Here is a 20,458-nt window from a genome sequence, read left to right as displayed (position 1 = left end):
TAAATAAAACAAAAAACCTATACTATTTAAAACAGTATAGGTTGAATATTTAAATACCTTTTTTACGATTTATTCTTTTAATTCTAAGGGTGCTGCTTCCTCAATTTGTAAAGCACCAGACGACAATAGATGCTGATTATCTATTTGATGTGTTAATGAAGCTTGTTGACGGATAAAAGCCATTTTAATAGCAGCTATTGCTGCCTCGGTGCCTTTGTTACCATGTACTCCACCACTTCTATCAATCGATTGTTGCATCGTATTATCTGTTAGGACACAAAAAATAACGGGAATATCTGTTTGAACATTCAAATCTTTAATTCCTTGTGTTACTCCTTCGCAAACGAAATCAAAATGCTTTGTTTGACCCTGAATTACACATCCTATTGCAATCACGGCATCAACGTTCTGAGTTTGTAACATTTTCTTCGAACCATAAATTAATTCGAAACTACCAGGAACATTCCATCGAATAATTTGGTGTGCTGGAACTTGGTTTTCTAAAAGTGCTTCGATTGCACCTTTACAAAGTCCTCCGGTTATATTTTCATTCCACTCCGCTACTACAATTCCAAATCGGAAATCTTTTGCGTTTGGGAGTGAGCTTTTATCGTACTCTGATAAATTTTTATTTACAGTAGCCATCTTGAGATTAGATTTTAGAATTTAAAAGTTAAAGATACAAGAGAAGGTTAGAAATTACAAGTTATTTAGAAAAAATCCAACTAACTAGTAACCTCTAACCTTCAATTTTAAAATGCTAACTTATATTTACTGTGCTGACCCAATTAAAACGTCAATCGTAGCCGCTTCAGGAGAACCATCGTAATTATCTTTGATATCTTGAAAATATTTTAATGCATCAGCTTTATTTCCTAAACCTAAAGCTACCTTACCCGCTTTCAATAAGAAACGTGGAGAAGTAAAATCATTTTTATTCATATTAGCCGCTTTAACGTAATTATCTAAAGCTTCTTTTGGTTGATTTTTTTCAGAATAAGCATCTCCAATAGCTCCTTTTGCCAAAGCTCCTAAAACAATATCATCAGAATTAAATTTGTTCAAATAGTCAATAGCTTCTGTATATTTTCCAGTATTTAAGTAAGCAATACCCGCATAATAATTAGCTAAATTTCCCGCATCAGTTCCAGAATATTCATCTGCGATTTTCAAAAATCCAAATTTACCTTCTGATCCATTTAATGACAATTTGTATAATGAATCACTAGCTACACCATCAGTTGCTTTTTGAAAATTTTGCTGTGCTAAAAACATTTCATTAGCAGCTTCATCTTGTTTAGGTGAAGCAATAAAACGTTGATATGCCAAATATCCAATAGTGAATATAGCTGCAGCTGCAACTAATCCAATAATGATTTTTTGGTTTTTAGCTACCCAGTTTTCAGTCAATGAAGCAGTTTCGTCTAATTTTGAGAAAACTTCAGCAGTTGTGCTATCTTTTTCATCAATTACAGTTGCGTTAACTGCATCATCCTTTACTTCTTTTTCTTTTGGTGCTTTATATCCTCGTTTATTGTACGTTGCCATTTTTTATAATTTAGTGAAGCGCAAAAATAAAATTTTTATTCATACCCACACAAGAAAAATGCTTTAATATTAAAAAAAAACGCCTTATGTGATTCTTTACCGCCATAGGCAAAATAATTACCAATGAAACGGAGACAAATGGGCGTTTTATCGATAATTTTCAATAATTTGCACCCTCTTTGAAAAATTCATTTAAAAACAGCAAAGTTCTTAATACCAGTAAGCCTTACCCATGTATTTAAAAAATATTTCACTCTTCAATTATAAAAATTTTTCCGAAGCAAATTTTGATTTTGATGCCAAAATAAATTGTTTCGTTGGTAAAAACGGCATTGGAAAGACAAATGTCCTCGACGCAATTTATCATTTGTCGTACGGGAAAAGCTATTTTAACCCGCTTGCCGTTCAAAACATTAAGCATGGAGAGGAATTTTTTGTGATTGATGCTGAATTTGAGAAAAATGAACGCAGCGAACAAATTGTTTGCAGTTTGAAAAAAGGACAAAAAAAAATCCTAAAGCGAAATGGTAAATCGTATGAAAAATTTTCAGATCATATTGGATTTATACCTTTAGTTATTATATCTCCAGCCGACAGAGATTTAATTGTCGAAGGAAGCGAAACGCGGAGGAAATTCATGGACAGTGTTATTTCGCAATTAGATTCGCATTATTTGCAGCAACTCATTCAATACCAAAAAGTAATAAGCCAGCGAAATGCTTTACTTAAATATTTTGCTTTAAATCATGTTTTTGAGAATGACACGCTATCGATATACAACGAGCAACTAAATGGTTTTGGAAACTATATTTTCGAAAAAAGGAAAGAATTTATTGAACAGTTTATTCCCATTTTCAATAAGCATCATCAAGCTATAACAGGTTCGCAAGAAACAGTGCAATTGGTTTACGAAAGTCACTTATTCGAAAAAGATTTACTGGCTCTTTTGCAAGAAAATATCAATAAAGATCGTGCGTTGCAATATACAAGTATTGGAATTCATAAAGACGATTTAGCATTTGAAATCGATAATCATCCTATTAAGAAATTTGGATCCCAAGGACAGCAAAAGACCTATTTAATTGCTTTAAAACTAGCTCAATTTGAATTTTTAAAGAAACAAAGTGGTGTAAAACCTATTCTACTATTTGACGATATTTTTGATAAGCTTGATGAAAGCCGTGTTGCCAAAATAATAGAAATGGTAAACAGCGACACTTTTGGCCAACTATTTATTTCAGATACTCACCCAGAACGAACAGAGACAATTCTCAAATTAACACAGCAGACATATAAAATTTTTAATTTGTAAGTCAAAAAAAGTGAACATTCAATGAAACTAACTGTCTTTTATTTTTTAGTACTCATATCTATAACTTTCTCTTGTAAAGAAAAAGCGCAAAGCTCTATTATTACGCTTGAGGCGAAAGAATTTCATGATAAGACTACAGCGATATCACAGCCTCAGATTATAGACATTCGATCACCGAATGAGTTCGTTATCGAAAATGTTAGCAACGCAGTTTATGTGCAGTGGAACGGTAAAAAATTTGCTCACAAATTACAAGAATTTGACAAACTTAAATCATTATTCATTTATGATAATGACGGAATTACAATCGAAGACGCAGCAAAAAATGCACATTCATTAGGCTTCAAAAACATCTATTTACTTAAAGGTGGTTTTAATTCTTGGAAGTCTTCAATTTATAATAAAACTACAGATAAGCGAATCGGAATGTCAAAGCAACAATTCAATTCCTTATTAAATGGCGATAAAAATATACTAATTAACTTTTCAGAGAAATCATGTGATCCTTGTGAGAAGATGACGCCATATCTAACTGAATTGCAAAAAGAGTTCAGTAAAAATCTTATTATTATTAATATAGATACAGAAGAAAATAAAACTTTAATTCAAGAAATGAACATTGAAATAGTTCCTTACTTCATCTTATATAAAACTAAAAATATAGTGTGGCAGCATGGCGGTCTTGTCACTAAAGAAGAATTGAAAAAGCAATTTCACTCCTTAATACAGTAGTAAAAAATAAGAGTAGTTTAGTACTTTGCTTTAAACTGCTTCCACTTCAGGAAAATAAAGAAATCACCCTTTTACAGTTAGCAACTTATAACTTTAATTTAGTATTCTTTAAGATTTTTAAACTTAAAAAATTAACTAATTTAGCCTAAACAATTTTAAAATAAAATATCGTGAAATTTAATCCAAAAATACTCGTAATTATATCGTTTTTTATCTTGTCATGTAATGGACAAACAACAAAAGAAACTCAAACGATCGATGTAAAATCTTTTGCTGAAAAAATGGAAGCAACTCCAGATGCACAAATTTTAGATGTGCGAACTCCAGAAGAATTTTCGACAGCACATATTGACAACGCTGTAAATGTGAACTGGCTTGGAGATAGTTTTGTTGCAGGAGCAGAAAAATTAGACAAAACAAAACCTGTTTTTGTTTATTGTAAAAGTGGTGGCAGAAGTAAAAGCGCTGCAAGCAAACTTGAAGAGTTAGGATTCACAAAAATCTACGAATTACAAGGTGGAATTCTAAAATGGGACGCAGCAGGAATGTCAAAACCAACTGGAAGAACTATTGGCCTTACAGTTGACGGGTATAATAAGTTAATAAATTCAGACAAAAAAATTCTTGTGAATTTTTACGCTGAATGGTGTGCTCCTTGTAAAAAAATGGCACCTTATATTGCGAAAATGCAAAAAGAGAATAATGACGAATTTGAATTAATTAGATTAGATGCCGATAAAAATAAAACATTAATGGATGCGATGAAAATCAGCGAACTTCCTACAATGTTTTTATATAATAAAGGTGAAAAAAAATGGCAACATTCTGGATATATTAGTGAAGAAGACTTAAGAAAACAAATACAGTAGCGCACTATGCTTTCAAAAGAAACACTACAATTTCTAGATGATTTAAAAGCGAATAACAATCGAGATTGGTTTTTAGAAAATAAAAAGCGCTACGAAGCTTTTAAAAAAGATTACTATCAATTAGCATCTGATTTATTAGATGCTCTGAAACCGCTTGACGCATCACTTGAAATGCAAGAAGTTAAAAACTGCACTTTTAGAATAAACCGTGACATTCGGTTTTCAAAAGATAAAACACCTTACAAATCACATTTGGGTTTTTGGTTTTCATCTGGAGCAAAAGGCCAAAATAGATCTGGATATTATATTCATTTAGAGAAAGATGCAAGTTTTATCGCTGGCGGTCTCTACTGTCCAGAATCTGAGGACTTAAAGAAAATGAGAAAAGAGATTGCTTATTTTTATGAAGACTTAGAAGAAATTCTTGAAGAGAAAAGTTTCAAAAAAGAATTTAAGAATTTCGATCGCAATGAAAAAAACACCTTGAAAAATCCACCAAGAGGTTACGAAAAAGAGCATCCCGCAATTGAGCTACTTAAATTAAAAAGTTTTGAGTCCTCTCAGGCAATTGATCTTTCTGCAGTTGCTAAAAAGGACTTTGTGGAGGTAATGAGTAAGAAATTAATAGCCTTGAAACCGTTAAACGATTTTATAAATCGTGCTTTAACGTCTGAATAATTATAATGAAAAAGAAAATACTTTTTCTTGGAGAGTCCTACAGAGCAGATGCAATTACTTGGATGAATGGACTTGAGGAATTTGGTGATTTCGAAATCATTACGTGGGAATTAAAAACGCCCAGCGACAATAGCAAAAATAGAATCAAACGCGTTTGGGAATTTTTATTTGCGATATCTAAAATTAAATCTCTAATTAAACTCGAAAAACCAAACATGGTCATTGCGGAGCGAACTACTAGTTATGGTTTTCTCGCAGCAATGAGCGGCATAAAACCAATAGCAATTGCACAGCAAGGCAGAACAGACTTGTGGCCAGAAAAATCTATTAGTTTACCACTAAAGAAAATAATTCAAAATTATGCTTTTACTAAAGCAGATTTAATTCATGCATGGGGTCCAGTGATGACAGAATCAATGATTGAGAATAAGGTAGATATGAGTAAAGTTCTAGTTTTGCCAAAAGGTATTGATTTAAATAAATTTGAAAATAAAAATACTGCTACACCAGAAAAAATTCATGCAATCGTAACGCGGTCTTTATTACCAGAATACCGTCATGTAACTATCCTAAAATCATTTGCGGTTTTGAATGAAAAAGGAATAGATTTTTCATTGACAATTGTTGGAGACGGAAGTCAACTAAATGCATTGAAGGATTTAGCAAAAGAACTTCAAATCGCTAATAAAGTAAAATTCACGGGTCGAATTTCTAATACCGAATTACCAAAGTTATTACAAGAATCTAACTTTTACATCAGTATGCCAATAACTGAAGGAGTATCTGCCTCACTGTTTGAAGCAATGGCTTGTGGTTGTTATCCAATCGTTAGTGACATTCCAGGAAATAGGAGTTGGATAAATCATCGTCAAAATGGTCAACTAGTAACTATAGATAATGACGAACAATTAGCCGAGGAGCTAATATGGTCTTTTAATAACCCTGAACACAGACAGGAAGCCGTACGGAAAAATCGAATATTTATAGAAGAGCATGTAAATTATAACACAAATATGAAAATCATTTCTGATAAGTATCACCAATTAATTAATGCTATTGATTAAAGCTCTTTAATCTAAAATTTGAATAAATGTTTACAACAGTTAAACTGTAGTTTTACTAAAAACCTATTCCACTAAATTTTAATTATTACTTTTGAAATTAGAATTTAATAAATCCACTTATTTTATGGAAATACAAGATCAATATTCTTTAAAAAAACACAATACTTTTGGTATTGAAGCAAAAGCAAAAAAGTTTATCGCAGTGCATTCCATCGATGAATTAACACAAGTTTTACATCAAAATAAAGTAGAGAAAATATTCGTTTTAGGTGGTGGAAGTAATATGCTTTTAACCAAAGATATTGATGCTTTAGTCATTCATATCGATTTAAAAGGAAAGAAAATTATAGATGAAAATGACGATTTTGTTTGGGTTGAAAGTCAAGCTGGTGAAAATTGGCATGAATTCGTACTTTGGACAATTAGTCAAAATTTCGGTGGCTTAGAGAACATGTCACTTATTCCCGGAAATGTAGGAACCACTCCGGTACAAAATATTGGTGCTTATGGCACTGAAATAAAAGATACCTTTATTTCTTGCAAAGCAGTAGACATAGAAAACCAACAACTTAAAGAATTCAGTAAAGCAGAATGTCATTTTGGATATCGAGAAAGTGTTTTTAAAAATGAGGAAAAAGATAAATTTATAATTACTTCTGTTGTTTTCAAACTCACTAAGAAAAACCACAAAATCAATATTTCTTATGGAGATATTGCTGGAGAATTAAACAAAAATAATATCGTTGAACCAACGCTAGAGGAGATAAGTAATGCTGTTATTGCTATACGTCAAAGTAAATTACCAGATCCAAAAGAATTAGGGAACAGCGGAAGTTTTTTTAAAAATCCAATTGTATTAAAATCTGAGTTTAATGCTATTCATAAAAGGTTCCCTGAAATGAAATACTACGACATCTCTGAAACCGAAGTAAAAGTACCCGCAGGTTGGTTGATTGAACAAGCTGGTTTCAAAGGAAAGAGATTTGGAGATGCTGGAATTCATAAAAAACAAGCGCTAGTTTTAGTTAATTATGGAAATGCAACCGGACAAGAAATTCTAAATATTTCCAAAGATATTCAAAATACAATCTTTGAAAAATTTGGAATTCGAATTGAAGCGGAAGTTAATGTGATTTAATGCAGTATTTTTTTATTTAACATGAGATTCCAAATTGTAAATAGTAATCCTTCAAATTAATATAAAACTCAACATGTACACGCCTGATATTTATAAAAACGAAAATCAAGAAGAAATAAAAAAATTTCTAAACGATCATGGTTTTGGTATTTTGATAAACCAAACGAGTGGTAAATTATGGGCTACTCACATTCCTTTGTTGTTACAAACCAGACTTGATGGGAAAACAATTTTAGAAGGACATATTTCTAAAGAGAATTTACAATGGGAAGGATTTAAAGAAAGCGATCAAGTATTAGCTGTATTTGCAGGACCTCATTCCTATATTTCCTCTTCTTGGTACGATCACGAAAATGTACCGACTTGGAATTACATTGCAGTTCATGTTTATGGTAAAATTAAAATTATTGAAGGCGATGCCGTTATACAGTCATTGAAAAATTTAACGAATAAATACGAGATGAAATCTGAAAATCCCATTCGTATTGAAAATTTATCAGAGACAACGATGACGCAAAGTCGCGGCGTTGTTGCATTTGAAATAGAGATTACCGAAATACAAGCCACGCGCAAGATGTCACAAAATCGTGATGCGAAAAATTATAATACAATTATATCTGAATTAGAGAAAACTAAATTACCAGAAGCTATTGCAACCGCTGCTGAGATGAAAAAATGTCCGATGTAATTTATTCAATTTCTTAAATTTATAATTTACAATTTATGATTGTATTTCATACCTTTGCACTTTCTTAAAATTTAGTATTTAAAATTACACTAAACTCTGATGCTTATTATCATTCTTTACTTTTTTATATTTATTGTTGCGATTCAAATTTTGTACTATCTAGGTGTTTTTTCGAAATTTGCATTCGCTAAGACCCAAAAAATTACACCAAAAAGAATCTCGATTTCTGTTATTGTTTGTGCAAAAAATGAGGAAGAAAATGTTGCAAATTTCATCCCTTTATTAGCTGAGCAAAACTATCCCGATTTTGAAATTGTCTTGATTGACGATGCTTCAAGCGATAATACGTTGCACCTATTTGAAGGTTTTGAAAAACAATATCCTAATATTCGTTTAGTGCGAGTTGAGAATAATGAAGCATTTTGGGGAAATAAAAAATATGCTTTGACTTTAGGTATTAAAGCAGCCAAGAAAGAGTATTTATTATTCACAGATGCAGATTGCTACCCCACTTCCAAAGAATGGATTACAGCTATGAGCTCTCAATTTACAATGCAAAAAACGATTGTTTTGGGTTACGGTAAATATGAAAAAATAGTCAATTCATTTTTGAATAAAATTATTAGATTTGAAACATTACTAACGGCAATTCAATATTTTTCATGGGCTAAATCAGGACATCCCTATATGGGAGTGGGTAGAAACCTAGCTTACAAAAAAGAAGAATTTTTTAATGTAAACGGATTTATAGAACACATGCAAATTCGCTCTGGCGACGATGACCTTTTCGTAAACCAAGCAGCAAATGCTAAGAACACTACAATTGCTTATACACCAGAAAGTTTGACACTTTCAAAGCCAAAAACAAGTTACAAAGAATGGATAGTACAAAAAAGAAGGCATGTTGCTACTGCCAATTACTATAAATCATTTGATAAATTTCAATTAGGTCTTTTCTATTTTTCACAACTTCTGTTTTTAATATTGCCAATAATTTTACTTGCATTTCAATTTCAGTGGATTATAGTAGTAAGTTTAATAGCATTGCGTTATCTAATTACCTGGATTGTAATAGGATTTTCAGCTGGGAAATTAAAGGAAAAAGATGTTGTATATTGGTATCCAATAATCGAAATCGTATTGATATTTACCCAAATTAATATATTTATTACAAATATCTTCTCAAAACCAGTACATTGGAAATAAAAAAACAAATAGAAAAAGCAAAACAAGGTGACCAAATCGCTTTCACTTTTCTATTAAACCATTACTGGAACGAAGTTTACGGTTTTATGCTGAAACGTACTGAAAATGAAACTAACGCTGAAGATATTACAATCGAAACATTCTCAAAAGCTTTCGATAAAATAGCTTCTTACAATTCTGAATTCCAGTTTAACACTTGGCTTATCGCTATTGCGAAAAATGTACATATCGATTTATTACGAAAAAGAAAAGCTAGTCTCTTTGTCGAAATTACAGATGAAGATGATCATCAAGCATACAATATCGCAGACACTACTCCCTCTGCAGAGGATATGCTAATTACAGAACAAAATCTCTCGCGATTACTCCAATACATAAAAGAGTTAAAACCACATTATCAAGAAGTAATTCAACTCCGTTATTTTCAAGAAATGAGTTATCAAGAGATTGCTAGTAAAATTGACGAACCACTCAGCAACGTAAAAGTTAAGCTACTTCGTGCAAAAAAATTATTGGCAGAAATTATTCAGAAAAAGAAATAATTTCTTTTACACTTTTGCTAAAATCTAGATTCATACAAACTAAATTATTGTCTCCAACACTCCTTTGACTTCTGGATTTATTCAAATCACTTGTTTTAATTCACAATTATTTTAGCACGATTACAATCTAATATTTACAGAGATATTTAAATTTATCAAGATTTAGTTTTCCCAAAATAATATAAATCGAAATCATTGTAGGCTACAATAACTTCATCTCTTGCTCTACTAATGTGTTATTGTTCTAAAAACAACAAAATAGATAAAAATAAGTTAATTAAAAAGTTAATTATATAAATAAATTTTCAATAATTAAAAACTTTGTTGCTAAATTTACATAATTGATTACATTAGTAAATGTTTCTTTTTAATACTTTAACTGCTTATGATTTAAATGTTACTTAACCATTAAATCCATCAATTATGTCAAAATTAAGCATCTACGAAACTAGTTGGGCGAATCTTGTTTTTGAGAATAGAAACAAAGATTATGGAGCGTACAAACTCCGCCAAGAGAGTACAAAAACTTCTTTACGAGCATTATTTATAGGCGTGCTATTTCTAGCCGTAGCTGTAACTATTCCTAGAATTGTTAGCTACTATAATCCAAGCGTGGATGAAGAAGTGGTTGCAACTGATTTTTTAAATATAATAGTGCAAGTCTCCGCTATTACTCCTAATAAGTTAGAAATCAAAAAATCAGTACCAGCAGTAAAAACTAAAGTTGCAACAATTCAAACGAAAAGTGACCAACTTGTAAATCCCAAAATTGTAACAGCAGATCAAGCAGTACAAGATATTGCCAAAAATACTGACAACGTTAGTACGACAGAAACACTAAATTCTGGAAGTGGAATTGCAGGCATTAACGCTAAGCCAGGTTCAGAAAATGGTGCAGATACTTCGCCTACTATAGATTTAGGAAACAAGATCGTTTCAACTGCTGCATTAGACAAACTTCCTGAGTTTCCCGGAGGAATAAATAAATTCTATTCGTATGTTGGAGATAATTTTGAAAAACCTGAAATAGACAATAACAATACAATCCGAATTTACGTTTCTTTTGTAATCGAAAGAGATGGAAGTATGACTGACATTCAAGTGAAAAGAGATCCTGGATTTGGCTTAGGTAAAGAAGCAATCCGAGTATTAAAATCTTTGAGGACCAAATGGTCTCCAGGAATGATTGACGGTAAAGCAGTGCGCACTTCTTACAATCTTCCCATTACGATAAAAACAGAATAGTGAATAAGCAGAAAAGCAGTATCGAAAAGTGCTGCTTTTCTACTTATTAGTTTTTAACAAATAATCTTTAAGACTAAAAAAAGTTCTCTCATAGCCCTGACTGAGCCGATATCCTCGCAGCGCAGCGAAGAGATAAAGGTGAAAGCAGGACAGATATAATTTTAAAAACCAAGATTAGTGCTTCAAATATTTCACATCCTATTGCTTTAAATAAACAGTTAAAGAAATCTACAACTAAACTACAATCGTTATCTTTGCGTTTTGAAAATTGATATATGGAAACTGTTTTAGAAAATACTTTACCGGTTGGAAAACCGAAATGGTTGAAGGTGAAACTCCCTATTGGCCAAAAATACACGGAGCTTCGTGGCTTAGTTGATAAATATAGTCTTAATACAATATGTACTTCTGGAAGTTGCCCTAATATGGGTGAATGCTGGGGTGAAGGAACTGCAACTTTCATGATTTTAGGTAATGTTTGCACACGCTCTTGCGGTTTTTGTGGTGTAAAAACAGGAAGACCTGAAACGGTTGACTGGGATGAACCTGAAAAAGTGGCACGTTCTATTAAAATCATGAATATCAAACACGCAGTAATTACTAGTGTAGATAGAGATGATTTAAAGGACGGAGGTTCTATTATTTGGATTGAAACCGTAAAGGCAATTCGAAGAATGAATCCGAATACGACTTTAGAAACTTTGATTCCAGATTTTCAAGGAATGGAAAGAAACATCGATAGAATTGTAGAAGCTAATCCTGAAGTTGTCTCTCATAACGTAGAAACTGTCCGTAGATTAACTCGTGAAGTGCGTATACAAGCAAAGTACGATCGCAGTCTAGAAGTTTTGAGATACTTGAAAGAAAAAGGAATTAAAAGAACGAAATCTGGTATAATGTTAGGTCTAGGCGAGCAAGAAGATGAAGTGTATCAAACGATGCGTGATCTTCGCAATGCAAACGTAGATGTTGTTACTATAGGCCAGTACTTACAACCTAGTAAGAAACATTTACCAGTTAAGGAATTCATAACACCTGAACAATTTGCAAAATACGAAGCATTTGGATTAGAACTTGGTTTCCGTCACGTAGAAAGTGGACCATTGGTTCGTTCTTCTTACAAAGCACAAAAACATATTTTATAAGTGAATAATACCGCGTAGACGGCGAACTAAATACTGTGGAAAATTTAAAAACAAGAATCGCTATAAATGGTTTTGGACGAATTGGACGTAATTTATTTCGTCTTTTACTGAATCATGCAAATATTGAAGTAGTAGCCATAAATGACATTGCTGATACAAAAGCGATGGCTCATTTAGTTAAATACGACAGCATTCACGGCGTACTTCCATTTGACGTAACAAGTGATGAACAAGGGATTATCATTGATGGAAAACACTTTCTTTTTTTTCATGAAAAGAAAATTTCGAATTTAGACTGGAAAAGTTTAGCAATCGATTATGTTATTGAATCGACAGGCAAGTATAAAACTTTTGAAGATTTAAATTCTCATATTTTGGCTGGAGCCAAAAAAGTAATACTTTCTGCTCCATCAGAAGTAGAATCTATAAAAACAGTTGTTTTAGGTGTCAATGAAGATATTTTAGACGGTACTGAAACAATTATATCAAATGCTAGCTGCACTACCAATAACGCAGCACCAATGATAAAGGTCATTAACGAACTTTGTGGAATTGAGCAAGCTTACATTACCACTATTCACTCTTTTACAACAGATCAGAGCTTGCATGATCAACCTCATAAAGATCTACGCAGAGCTAGAGGTGCGAGTCAATCTATTGTGCCTACAACTACTGGAGCCGCAAAAGCTTTAACTAAAATTTTTCCAGATTTTGAAGGTAAAATTGGAGGTTGCGGAATTAGAGTTCCCGTTCCAGATGGTTCACTGACAGATATAACTTTCAACGTTAAAAGAGCTGTCACCATTGAAGAAATAAACGAAGCTTTTAAAATTGCTGCTAAAACCACATTAAAAGGAATTTTAGACTACACTGAGGACCCAATTGTTTCAGTAGATGTAATTGGCAATAGAAATTCGTGTATATTTGATGCACAGCTGACTTCAGTTATTGACAAAATGGTAAAAGTTGTTGGTTGGTATGACAATGAAATAGGATATTCTTCTAGAATAATTGATCTAATTCTTTTGACGAGCGTGAGAAACAGTTAATACTAAAATTAGTAACAAGTGAAGTGGCTATTAGTTTATTTGCTTTTTTTAAACACAGTCCTGTATTCTCAACACGTCGAGAAGACAGATACATTCGCTTTTTACACTAGCTCGTTATATCCCGAAGTTCACAACAACAATTACAAAGATGCTCTTCAAAAAGCCCAAAAAGCAATACTTGACGCAGAAGCTAAAGGAAATATTAAAGAGCAATCCACACAGCATTACAATTTAGGCAAACTTTACTATGATCTAAATAAGTATGACGATGCAATTGAATCTTTGTCAAAAAGTAGTGTTCTGCTCAAAGATTTAAAACCAGACGCAAAGCAAGTAGCTACTTACTACGTTTTAGGCTTGTGCTATATGGCAAAAGAAAATGAAGACCTGGCAGTATTACAATTCAATAAAGCAAAGTCAGTCCTAAATAAAATCAAAGGTAAAGATGAAGCAGATTTATTAAAACTTCAAAACGGACTCGTTTATAAAGCCAAAGACAATTTAGATTTAGCACAATCTGTGTTTGCGTCTATTATTGCAAAACCTGATAATCCTTTTTTAATAAATACCAAAGTAGAAGCACTCTTTCAAACGGGATGTATTGAAAATCAAAGAAATAAAAACAATTTAGCTCTAAATTACCTCAATAAAGCACTTGAACTTAATGAGACTATAGATAATCTGGATCAGCGATCTAATATTCTGTTCGCTTTAAGTACTGTGTATGACAAAACTTTAGATAAAAGCACTGCTTATTCCTATTTAAAGCAGCATCTAAATATAAAAGAGCGTATTTCAATTAGAAATAATAGAAGATTAGGAATTGATGATTACACTAAATTTAAAGAATCAGAGCGTTTAAAAGAAATTATTCAAGCGAATAATGAAATTAGAGAACAAGAAAAAACCAATAAATTTTCTAAACTGATCAGCATATTAGCGATAGCTCTAATTTCGATCCTCTCTTTGCTAAGCCTCTCTTTGTATAAGAATAATATCATTAGAAATCAGTCTAACTTATCATTATTGGAAAAAAATAATGAGCTAGAAATTGCTAAAGATAAAGCAGAGAAAGCGTCAAAGGCGCGCTCCGAGTTTCTTTCAACGGTGAGTCACGAACTCAGGACACCGTTAAATGCTATAAATGGTATCGCGCATTTGTTACTACAAGAAAATCCTAAAAAAAACCAATTAGATTATTTGTCATCTCTAAAATTTTCAGGGGATTACTTGACGAAATTTATCAACGAAATACTAGAAATTAATAAAATTGAGTCTCATCATGTAGAAGTGGAGCAAACGACTTTCAATTTAAAACAACTTTTATTAGGAATTAAAAATTCACTTAAAGAATTGGCTATTGCTAATAGCAACAACTTAATTCTTGACATCGACGAGGCTATTCCAGACTACCTCATTGGTGATCCCACAAAACTGTCACAGATTATTCTAAACTTAATTAACAATGCACTTAAGTTCACTAAAAATGGTGAAATTAAATTAACGGCTAATCTTGACACACTAGAAGATAAAAAAGCAAAACTTTACTTTGAAATTACTGATACAGGTATAGGAATTCCTGAGGACAAGTTAATCAGCGTTTTTGATAGTTTCTCTCAAGGATCGATAGAAGTTAATCGCAAATATGGTGGAACAGGCTTGGGCTTAACTATTGTAAAAAAATTAATTAAGATTCTTGGTGGAAAAATAAAACTGACTAGTATTGTTGGAGAAGGCTCGACTTTTTCCTTTAAGTTAGAATTTGAAATAAGCGAAAAGCCAATAGAACTTAAACCAATCAAAAAAATAAATTACGATTCAAAACTCGAAAACAAAAGAATTTTGGTGGTTGAGGATAATAAAATCAACCAGATGATAACGCGTAAAATGCTGCAGAATAAAAAAATAATATGTGAAATCATTGACAACGGTGAAGATGCAATTGAAACGGTGCGAACAACAAAATATGATTTAATTCTAATGGATGTTCACTTACCTGGAATAAATGGAACTGTAGCAACTGAAAATATCCGTGTATTTGATAAAACAACTCCAATTATTGCGCTCACTGCTATATCGCTTCATGAAAATCGCGAAATGCTTCTATCCTTTGGGATGAATGAAGTAATAACTAAACCATTTGTCCCAGAGGATTTCTACACTACAATTGCGCTACACATTTAATGCACTAATAATTCAATATTAATTCTCTTATTAAAGTTCGAACTTTTGGCTCTGCTCCTTTTGCAGCTTCTAATACTTCGTCATGAGAGATAGTTCCAATACTTTCCTCATCGCCCATATCAGTTATCACGGAAATTCCGAACGTTTCTAAATCCATGTGGCGGGCGACAATTACTTCAGGAACAGTTGACATGCCCACACAATCCGCACCAAGAATTTTTACCATTTTATATTCTGCCAAGGTTTCAAACGTAGGACCTTGCAACCCTAAATAAATTCCCTCGTGAACTTCTATGTTTTGATTTTGTGCAATTTCAGTCACTTTAGCAATCATTTTTCGAGAATAAGGCTCACTCATATTTACAAATCGAGGACCAAAACGCTCGTCATTTTTACCACGTAATGGATGCTCAGGCGTCATATTGATATGATCAGTAATCATAACAATTGATCCTACTTTGTAAGTAGGATTTACTCCACCAGAAGCATTTGAAACTACTAGTTTTTGAACTCCTAGAAATTTCATAACACGCACTGGAAAAGTAACTTCATTCATCGAATAGCCTTCATAGAAATGAAATCTACCTTGCATTGCAACTACGTTTTTAGAACCAATTTTTCCAAAAACTAAAGCTCCCTTATGCCCTTGTACGGTTGACACGGGGAAATTTGGAATTTCATTATAAGGCAAAGTAAATTCTACTTTCATTTCGTCAGTAAAACTGCCTAATCCTGAACCTAAAATTACACCATATTCTGGTGTGAAATTAATTTTATCTTTAATGTAACTAACGGTTTCTTGAACTTGTTCCCACATAATTTATAATTGTTTTATCAAAATTATTAATTGAATTTTCAGTGCTGAGTACGAATTTGCTTTGTATTGGTAAGTAAAAAAGCTGATTGTCAGGTAAACTTCCTTTCAATCTTACATAATCTTTCTCAGTGGTAATGATCTTATTATTCTTAGCTGCAATTTTAATTCCTTCCAAGTCTTTATCAGTAAAGTTATGATGATCAGGAAAAGACATACAAACATCACTACTCTCTTTCAAGTGCTCAAAAAATGGTTTAGGCTTTGCAATTCCTGCAATCAATAGCTTCGAAGATGATCGCAACTCACTAAGAGGAATCTTCTGGCCTTCACCATAAATAAAATCATCATAATCAATAAAAGTAAAGTATAATTCTTGCTCTGCCGAGAGTTTTAACTTCTTTCTAATAGCGTCCTGATTTTCAAGTGATAATGTAGAAGGACATTTTGTAACAATAATTACATTAGCTCTAGAAACTCCGCTTCTACTTTCACGAAGATTTCCAGTAGGTAATATAAAGTCATCTATATATAAATCACCATAAGTTGTAAGCAAAATATAAAAGCCGGCTTTTACTTTTCTATGTTGGTAAGCATCGTCTAACAAAATAACTTCTGGCTTACTATTTTGCGATAGCATTTGTTCAATACCGTTTTTCCTATCGGCATCAACTGCAACCTGAATATTTTTAAATTTTTCGAAAAATTGAAAAGGTTCATCTCCAAGAATCTTAGCATTTGAGCTTTCATCCGCTAAAATGAATCCTTTAGATTCTCTTTTGTAACCCCTACTTAAAGTGGCAACTTTATAATTTTTTGAAAGCAACCGAATTAAATACTCTATTTGAGGAGTTTTTCCTGTTCCACCAACGCTTAGGTTTCCAACAGCAATAATTGGCAAATCAAAAGAATATGATTTCATTATCCCTTTATCAAAAAGAAAATTACGAAAACTCGTTATCAGACCATATATTATGGCGAATGGAAAAAGTATTTTTCTAATCAAATTCATGTTACGAAAGTAACAATTTGCTATGAATTGGCGAATTTAAACCTCTTTATTTCATCAAATGATTTATATTTGGACTAATTGAATTTAAGGCTACGTTAGAAAAATATCAATTATCACAAGCTAAATCTATTTAAGCATTATAAAAAATTTAAACAAAAATAATTGAATCATAACGCATAGATGAAATACTAAATTTGGTTAACTTTTAAAATATCGAAGAAGTAAAAGGGTGCATTCTTAAAACAAAAAATATCGCATAATTTCCAAATTATAGAAAGTGAATCTAATCTTCTTTTTTAGAATATTTTCAATGCTAAAGTAAAGAATACAAATGGTGCCAAAAATTAAAAATAGCTTTTTTGATTTATTTTTTTCTCGAAAACTGTAACTTTAAAATTGAGAGTTAAAGAAGATACAACCGCATTGAATTAATATAAAATGAAAATAAAAGAAATTCTGTCTGTACTTGAAGAAATGGCTCCCCTTGCTTATGCTGAGGATTTTGACAATGTTGGATTACTAGTAGGTGATAAAAATGCCGACGCAACTGGAGTATTAGTCTGCCACGACGCATTAGAAAATGTAATTGACGAAGCAATAGCCAAAAAATGCAATCTAGTGGTTTGCTTCCACCCTATTTTATTTAGTGGACTAAAAAAAATAACTGGAAAGAATTATGTAGAGCGAGCAGTTGTCAAAGCCATTAAAAATGACATTGCAATTTATGCTGTGCATACTGCTTTAGACAATCATCAATACGGCGTCAATAAAATTTTCTGTGATGCCCTTGGACTAATTAATACTAAAGTTCTAATTCCTAAACAAAATTTCATCAGAAAGTTAGTCACTTTCACAATACCTGAAAATGCAGGAAAAGTTCGAAATGCACTTTTTAATGCAGGAGCAGGAAACATTGGTAATTACGAAGACTGCAGTTTCAATTCAAAAGGAATCGGAACTTTTATGGGCAATGAAAATAGCAATCCACAATTAGGCGAAAAATTTGAATCTGTTGAGGGTGAAGAAATAAAAATAGAAGTTACTTTCGAAAAACATTTAGAAAATAAAATTTTAAAAGCTCTTTTTGAAAACCATGTATATGAAGAAGTAGCTTATGAGATTTATGAGTTAAAAAATGAGCATCAAAATATTGGAATGGGAATGATAGGTGAACTACAAAACCCAATGAATGAGCGTGATTTTCTATTATTTGTAAAAGAAAAAATGATGGCAGATGGAATTCGGCATTCAAACTTTCTTGGAAAAGAAGTAAAAAAAATAGCAGTCCTTGGAGGAGCGGGAAGTTTTGCAATAAATAACGCAATACAAGCTGGAGCAGATGTCTATTTGACAGCTGATTTGAAGTATCATGAGTTCTATCAAGCCGAAAATCAACTTTTATTAGCAGATATTGGACATTTTGAAAGCGAACGCTATACAAAAAATTATATTGTAGAGTATCTTCGAAAAAAAATCCTTAATTTTGCCGTTATTTTATCAGAAGAAAATTCAAATCCAGTTAAGTACTTATAGAATATGACGAATACGAAAGAATTAAGTGTTGAGGACAAGTTAAGAGCGATTTACGATTTACAACTTATTGACTCCAGAATTGACGAAATCAGAAATGTAAGAGGAGAACTTCCTTTAGAAGTGGAAGATTTAGAAGATGAAGTGGCTGGTTTAAGTACGCGTTCTGAAAAATTGAAAGGAGAACTTGAAGTTGTCGAGGATCTTATTAAAGTTAAAAAGAATGCAATTGAGGATCACAAAGAATCTATCAAAAAATATACTAAGCAGCAAGAAACTGTTCGTAATAACAGAGAATTTAATTCGTTGACAAAAGAGATTGAATTTCAAGAATTAGAAATTCAATTGTCTGAGAAACAAATTAAAGAAATGAAGGCTTCAATGGAGCACAAGAAAGAAGTTATTGCCAGCTCAAAAGAAAGATTAGAAGCAAAATCAAATCACTTAAAGCATAAAAAATCAGAGTTAGACGCTATTATGGCTGAAACTGCGAAAGAAGAGGCTTTCTTGTCTGAGAAATCAGCAGAATACCAAGCTTTAATTGAAGAAAGATTGTTGAAAGCATACACTAGAATTAGAACAAGTGTTCGTAATGGTTTAGCTGTTGTATCTATCGAAAGAGGTGCTTCTGCAGGATCATTCTTCACTATTCCACCACAAACGCAAGTTGAAATTGCTTCTAGAAAGAAAATCATTACCGATGAGCACTCTGGAAGAATACTAGTAGACAGCGTTCTAGCTGAAGAAGAAAAAGAAAAAATGGATCAATTATTTGCTAAGTTTTAATTATATTTAAGTCCCGATTCACATCGGGACTTTTTTTTTATGAAAAAATTAATTTACTTTCTTTTCACTAAGTCTATTGGAGTTTACATTAACACTTTAAGTTTTGTATTTCCAAAGAAAGCATCGCGATTAGCTTACGCTCTTTTCAGTGAACCAAGAGACGGCAAACTTCATAAAGACAAACTACCAGAAATACTCTCAAAAGCCGAAGCTGAAACATTCCACCTCGATGGAGATTCGATCCAAACTTACACTTGGAAAGGAAATAAAAATACCATTCTTTTAGTACACGGATGGGAAAGTAACGCCTCACGCTGGGAAACAATGCTTCCTTATCTACAAAAATCAGGAAGTACAATAATTGCTATAGATGCGCCTGCTCACGGCTTATCAAGTGGAAAAGAATTTAATATTCCTCAGTATGCAGCTTTTATTGATATCGCTGTTACAAAATTTAAACCACAGTATTTAATAGGGCATTCTCTTGGAGGAAAAGCGTGTCTCTATTATCAATCCGTTTACCAAAACGACATCTTGGAAAAAATGGTTGTTTTGGGATCACCTAGCGACTTCAATATTATTCTTAATAATTACATCAACCTTCTAAGCTTAAACAAAAGAATTTTTAAATCTTTAGAAGCCTATTATTTAGATAATTTCAAACTTAGCTTAGACCAATTTTCAGGTAAAGTATTTGCCTCAAAACTAAATATTAAAGGACTAATTGCACACGACTTTGACGATGAAATAGTTCGATTTGAAGAGTCACAAAAAATTAAAAGTGCATGGAAAAATGCTGTTTTTATTGAAACTAAAGGATTAGGGCACAGCATGCATGATGACCAACTTTATAAAACAGTAAGTCAGTTTTTATTTGATTGATTTACCACAGATTATTGTATCCAATTTTCTACCA

General features: G+C 32.2%; 20 protein-coding genes. 16 read left to right on the top strand and 4 right to left on the bottom strand.

Going from position 1 to position 20,458, the window contains the following annotated elements; all coding sequences use genetic code 11:
- Positions 1–69: 69 nt before the first annotated feature.
- Together ribH and RCH19_RS07585 are read right to left on the bottom strand one after the other, a co-directional pair.
- On the bottom strand, positions 70–645 hold the full coding sequence (gene ribH / locus RCH19_RS07590; RefSeq protein WP_343022714.1) for a 6,7-dimethyl-8-ribityllumazine synthase: 576 nt from the start codon (positions 643–645) through the stop codon (positions 70–72).
- A gap of 126 nt (positions 646–771) precedes the next feature.
- The gene (locus RCH19_RS07585) at positions 772–1,548 is read right to left on the bottom strand and encodes a tetratricopeptide repeat protein (RefSeq protein ID WP_343022713.1); all 777 of its coding nucleotides are present in this window, start codon (positions 1,546–1,548) and stop codon (positions 772–774) included.
- A 232-nt stretch (positions 1,549–1,780) separates the two neighbouring features.
- Here RCH19_RS07585 and RCH19_RS07580 point away from each other — a divergent pair, with 232 nt between their 5' ends.
- The 13 genes from RCH19_RS07580 to RCH19_RS07520 all read left to right on the top strand — a co-directional run bounded on the left by RCH19_RS07580 (position 1,781) and on the right by RCH19_RS07520 (position 15,400).
- Positions 1,781–2,860 carry a DNA replication/repair protein RecF gene (locus tag RCH19_RS07580; RefSeq protein ID WP_343022712.1) on the top strand — a complete coding sequence of 360 codons (1,080 nt, stop codon included), beginning with the start codon at positions 1,781–1,783 and terminating at the stop codon, positions 2,858–2,860.
- 21 nt (positions 2,861–2,881) lie between these two features.
- Positions 2,882–3,592, top strand: coding sequence for a thioredoxin domain-containing protein (locus RCH19_RS07575; protein WP_343022711.1), 711 nt, complete (start codon positions 2,882–2,884; stop codon positions 3,590–3,592).
- Between the two features lie 170 nt (positions 3,593–3,762).
- Positions 3,763–4,461 (top strand): thioredoxin domain-containing protein, encoded by a 699-nt coding sequence (locus tag RCH19_RS07570; RefSeq protein ID WP_343022710.1) that lies wholly within the window; start codon positions 3,763–3,765, stop codon positions 4,459–4,461.
- A gap of 6 nt (positions 4,462–4,467) precedes the next feature.
- Positions 4,468–5,139: a DUF2461 domain-containing protein gene (locus RCH19_RS07565; RefSeq protein ID WP_343022709.1), complete on the top strand. Its 672-nt coding sequence runs from the start codon at positions 4,468–4,470 to the stop codon at positions 5,137–5,139.
- Between the two features lie 2 nt (positions 5,140–5,141).
- Positions 5,142–6,203 carry a glycosyltransferase gene (locus RCH19_RS07560; RefSeq protein ID WP_343022726.1) on the top strand — a complete coding sequence of 354 codons (1,062 nt, stop codon included), beginning with the start codon at positions 5,142–5,144 and terminating at the stop codon, positions 6,201–6,203.
- Between the two features lie 124 nt (positions 6,204–6,327).
- Entirely contained in the window at positions 6,328–7,341 is a 1,014-nt protein-coding gene (gene murB, locus RCH19_RS07555; RefSeq protein WP_343022708.1) for a UDP-N-acetylmuramate dehydrogenase, read from the top strand.
- Positions 7,342–7,414: 73 nt separating this feature from the next.
- Positions 7,415–8,029 carry an FMN-binding negative transcriptional regulator gene (locus RCH19_RS07550; RefSeq protein WP_343022707.1) on the top strand — a complete coding sequence of 205 codons (615 nt, stop codon included), beginning with the start codon at positions 7,415–7,417 and terminating at the stop codon, positions 8,027–8,029.
- 99 nt (positions 8,030–8,128) lie between these two features.
- Positions 8,129–9,235, top strand: a complete 1,107-nt coding sequence (locus RCH19_RS07545; RefSeq protein ID WP_343022706.1) for a glycosyltransferase — start codon at positions 8,129–8,131, stop codon at positions 9,233–9,235.
- Positions 9,226–9,777 carry a sigma-70 family RNA polymerase sigma factor gene (locus RCH19_RS07540; protein ID WP_343022705.1) on the top strand — a complete coding sequence of 184 codons (552 nt, stop codon included), beginning with the start codon at positions 9,226–9,228 and terminating at the stop codon, positions 9,775–9,777. The genes RCH19_RS07545 and RCH19_RS07540 overlap by 10 nt, the downstream gene beginning before the upstream one ends.
- A gap of 423 nt (positions 9,778–10,200) precedes the next feature.
- Positions 10,201–11,022 carry an energy transducer TonB gene (locus tag RCH19_RS07535; protein WP_343022704.1) on the top strand — a complete coding sequence of 274 codons (822 nt, stop codon included), beginning with the start codon at positions 10,201–10,203 and terminating at the stop codon, positions 11,020–11,022.
- 275 nt (positions 11,023–11,297) lie between these two features.
- Positions 11,298–12,167 carry a lipoyl synthase gene (lipA, locus tag RCH19_RS07530; RefSeq protein WP_343022703.1) on the top strand — a complete coding sequence of 290 codons (870 nt, stop codon included), beginning with the start codon at positions 11,298–11,300 and terminating at the stop codon, positions 12,165–12,167.
- Positions 12,168–12,202: 35 nt separating this feature from the next.
- Positions 12,203–13,216, top strand: coding sequence for a type I glyceraldehyde-3-phosphate dehydrogenase (gene gap, locus RCH19_RS07525; protein ID WP_343022702.1), 1,014 nt, complete (start codon positions 12,203–12,205; stop codon positions 13,214–13,216).
- Positions 13,217–13,234: 18 nt separating this feature from the next.
- Positions 13,235–15,400, top strand: a complete 2,166-nt coding sequence (locus RCH19_RS07520; RefSeq protein WP_343022701.1) for an ATP-binding protein — start codon at positions 13,235–13,237, stop codon at positions 15,398–15,400.
- 4 nt (positions 15,401–15,404) lie between these two features.
- Here the strand turns inward: RCH19_RS07520 and RCH19_RS07515 are convergent, their stop codons facing one another.
- Together RCH19_RS07515 and lpxK are read right to left on the bottom strand one after the other, a co-directional pair.
- Entirely contained in the window at positions 15,405–16,217 is an 813-nt protein-coding gene (locus tag RCH19_RS07515) for a purine-nucleoside phosphorylase (protein ID WP_343022700.1), read from the bottom strand.
- Positions 16,189–17,226, bottom strand: coding sequence for a tetraacyldisaccharide 4'-kinase (gene lpxK, locus RCH19_RS07510; protein WP_343022699.1), 1,038 nt, complete (start codon positions 17,224–17,226; stop codon positions 16,189–16,191). Before lpxK ends, RCH19_RS07515 begins: the two co-directional genes overlap by 29 nt.
- Positions 17,227–17,664: 438 nt before the next feature.
- Here lpxK and RCH19_RS07505 point away from each other — a divergent pair, with 438 nt between their 5' ends.
- Genes RCH19_RS07505 through RCH19_RS07495 form a run of 3 tightly spaced genes read left to right on the top strand, consistent with a single transcriptional unit; the run spans position 17,665 to position 20,424 of the window.
- Positions 17,665–18,759 carry a Nif3-like dinuclear metal center hexameric protein gene (locus RCH19_RS07505; RefSeq protein ID WP_343022698.1) on the top strand — a complete coding sequence of 365 codons (1,095 nt, stop codon included), beginning with the start codon at positions 17,665–17,667 and terminating at the stop codon, positions 18,757–18,759.
- Positions 18,760–18,762: 3 nt separating this feature from the next.
- Positions 18,763–19,542, top strand: a complete 780-nt coding sequence (locus RCH19_RS07500; RefSeq protein ID WP_121925921.1) for a C4-type zinc ribbon domain-containing protein — start codon at positions 18,763–18,765, stop codon at positions 19,540–19,542.
- Between the two features lie 39 nt (positions 19,543–19,581).
- Complete coding sequence (locus RCH19_RS07495; protein WP_343022697.1) at positions 19,582–20,424, top strand: alpha/beta hydrolase; 843 nt, start codon at positions 19,582–19,584, stop codon at positions 20,422–20,424.
- The last annotated feature ends 34 nt before the right edge of the window (positions 20,425–20,458 follow it).

The organism is Flavobacterium sp. PL12 (genome assembly GCF_039123485.1).
GTDB lineage: Bacteria > Bacteroidota > Bacteroidia > Flavobacteriales > Flavobacteriaceae > Flavobacterium > Flavobacterium weaverense.
This window is presented reverse-complemented; position numbering and strand designations above follow the sequence as displayed.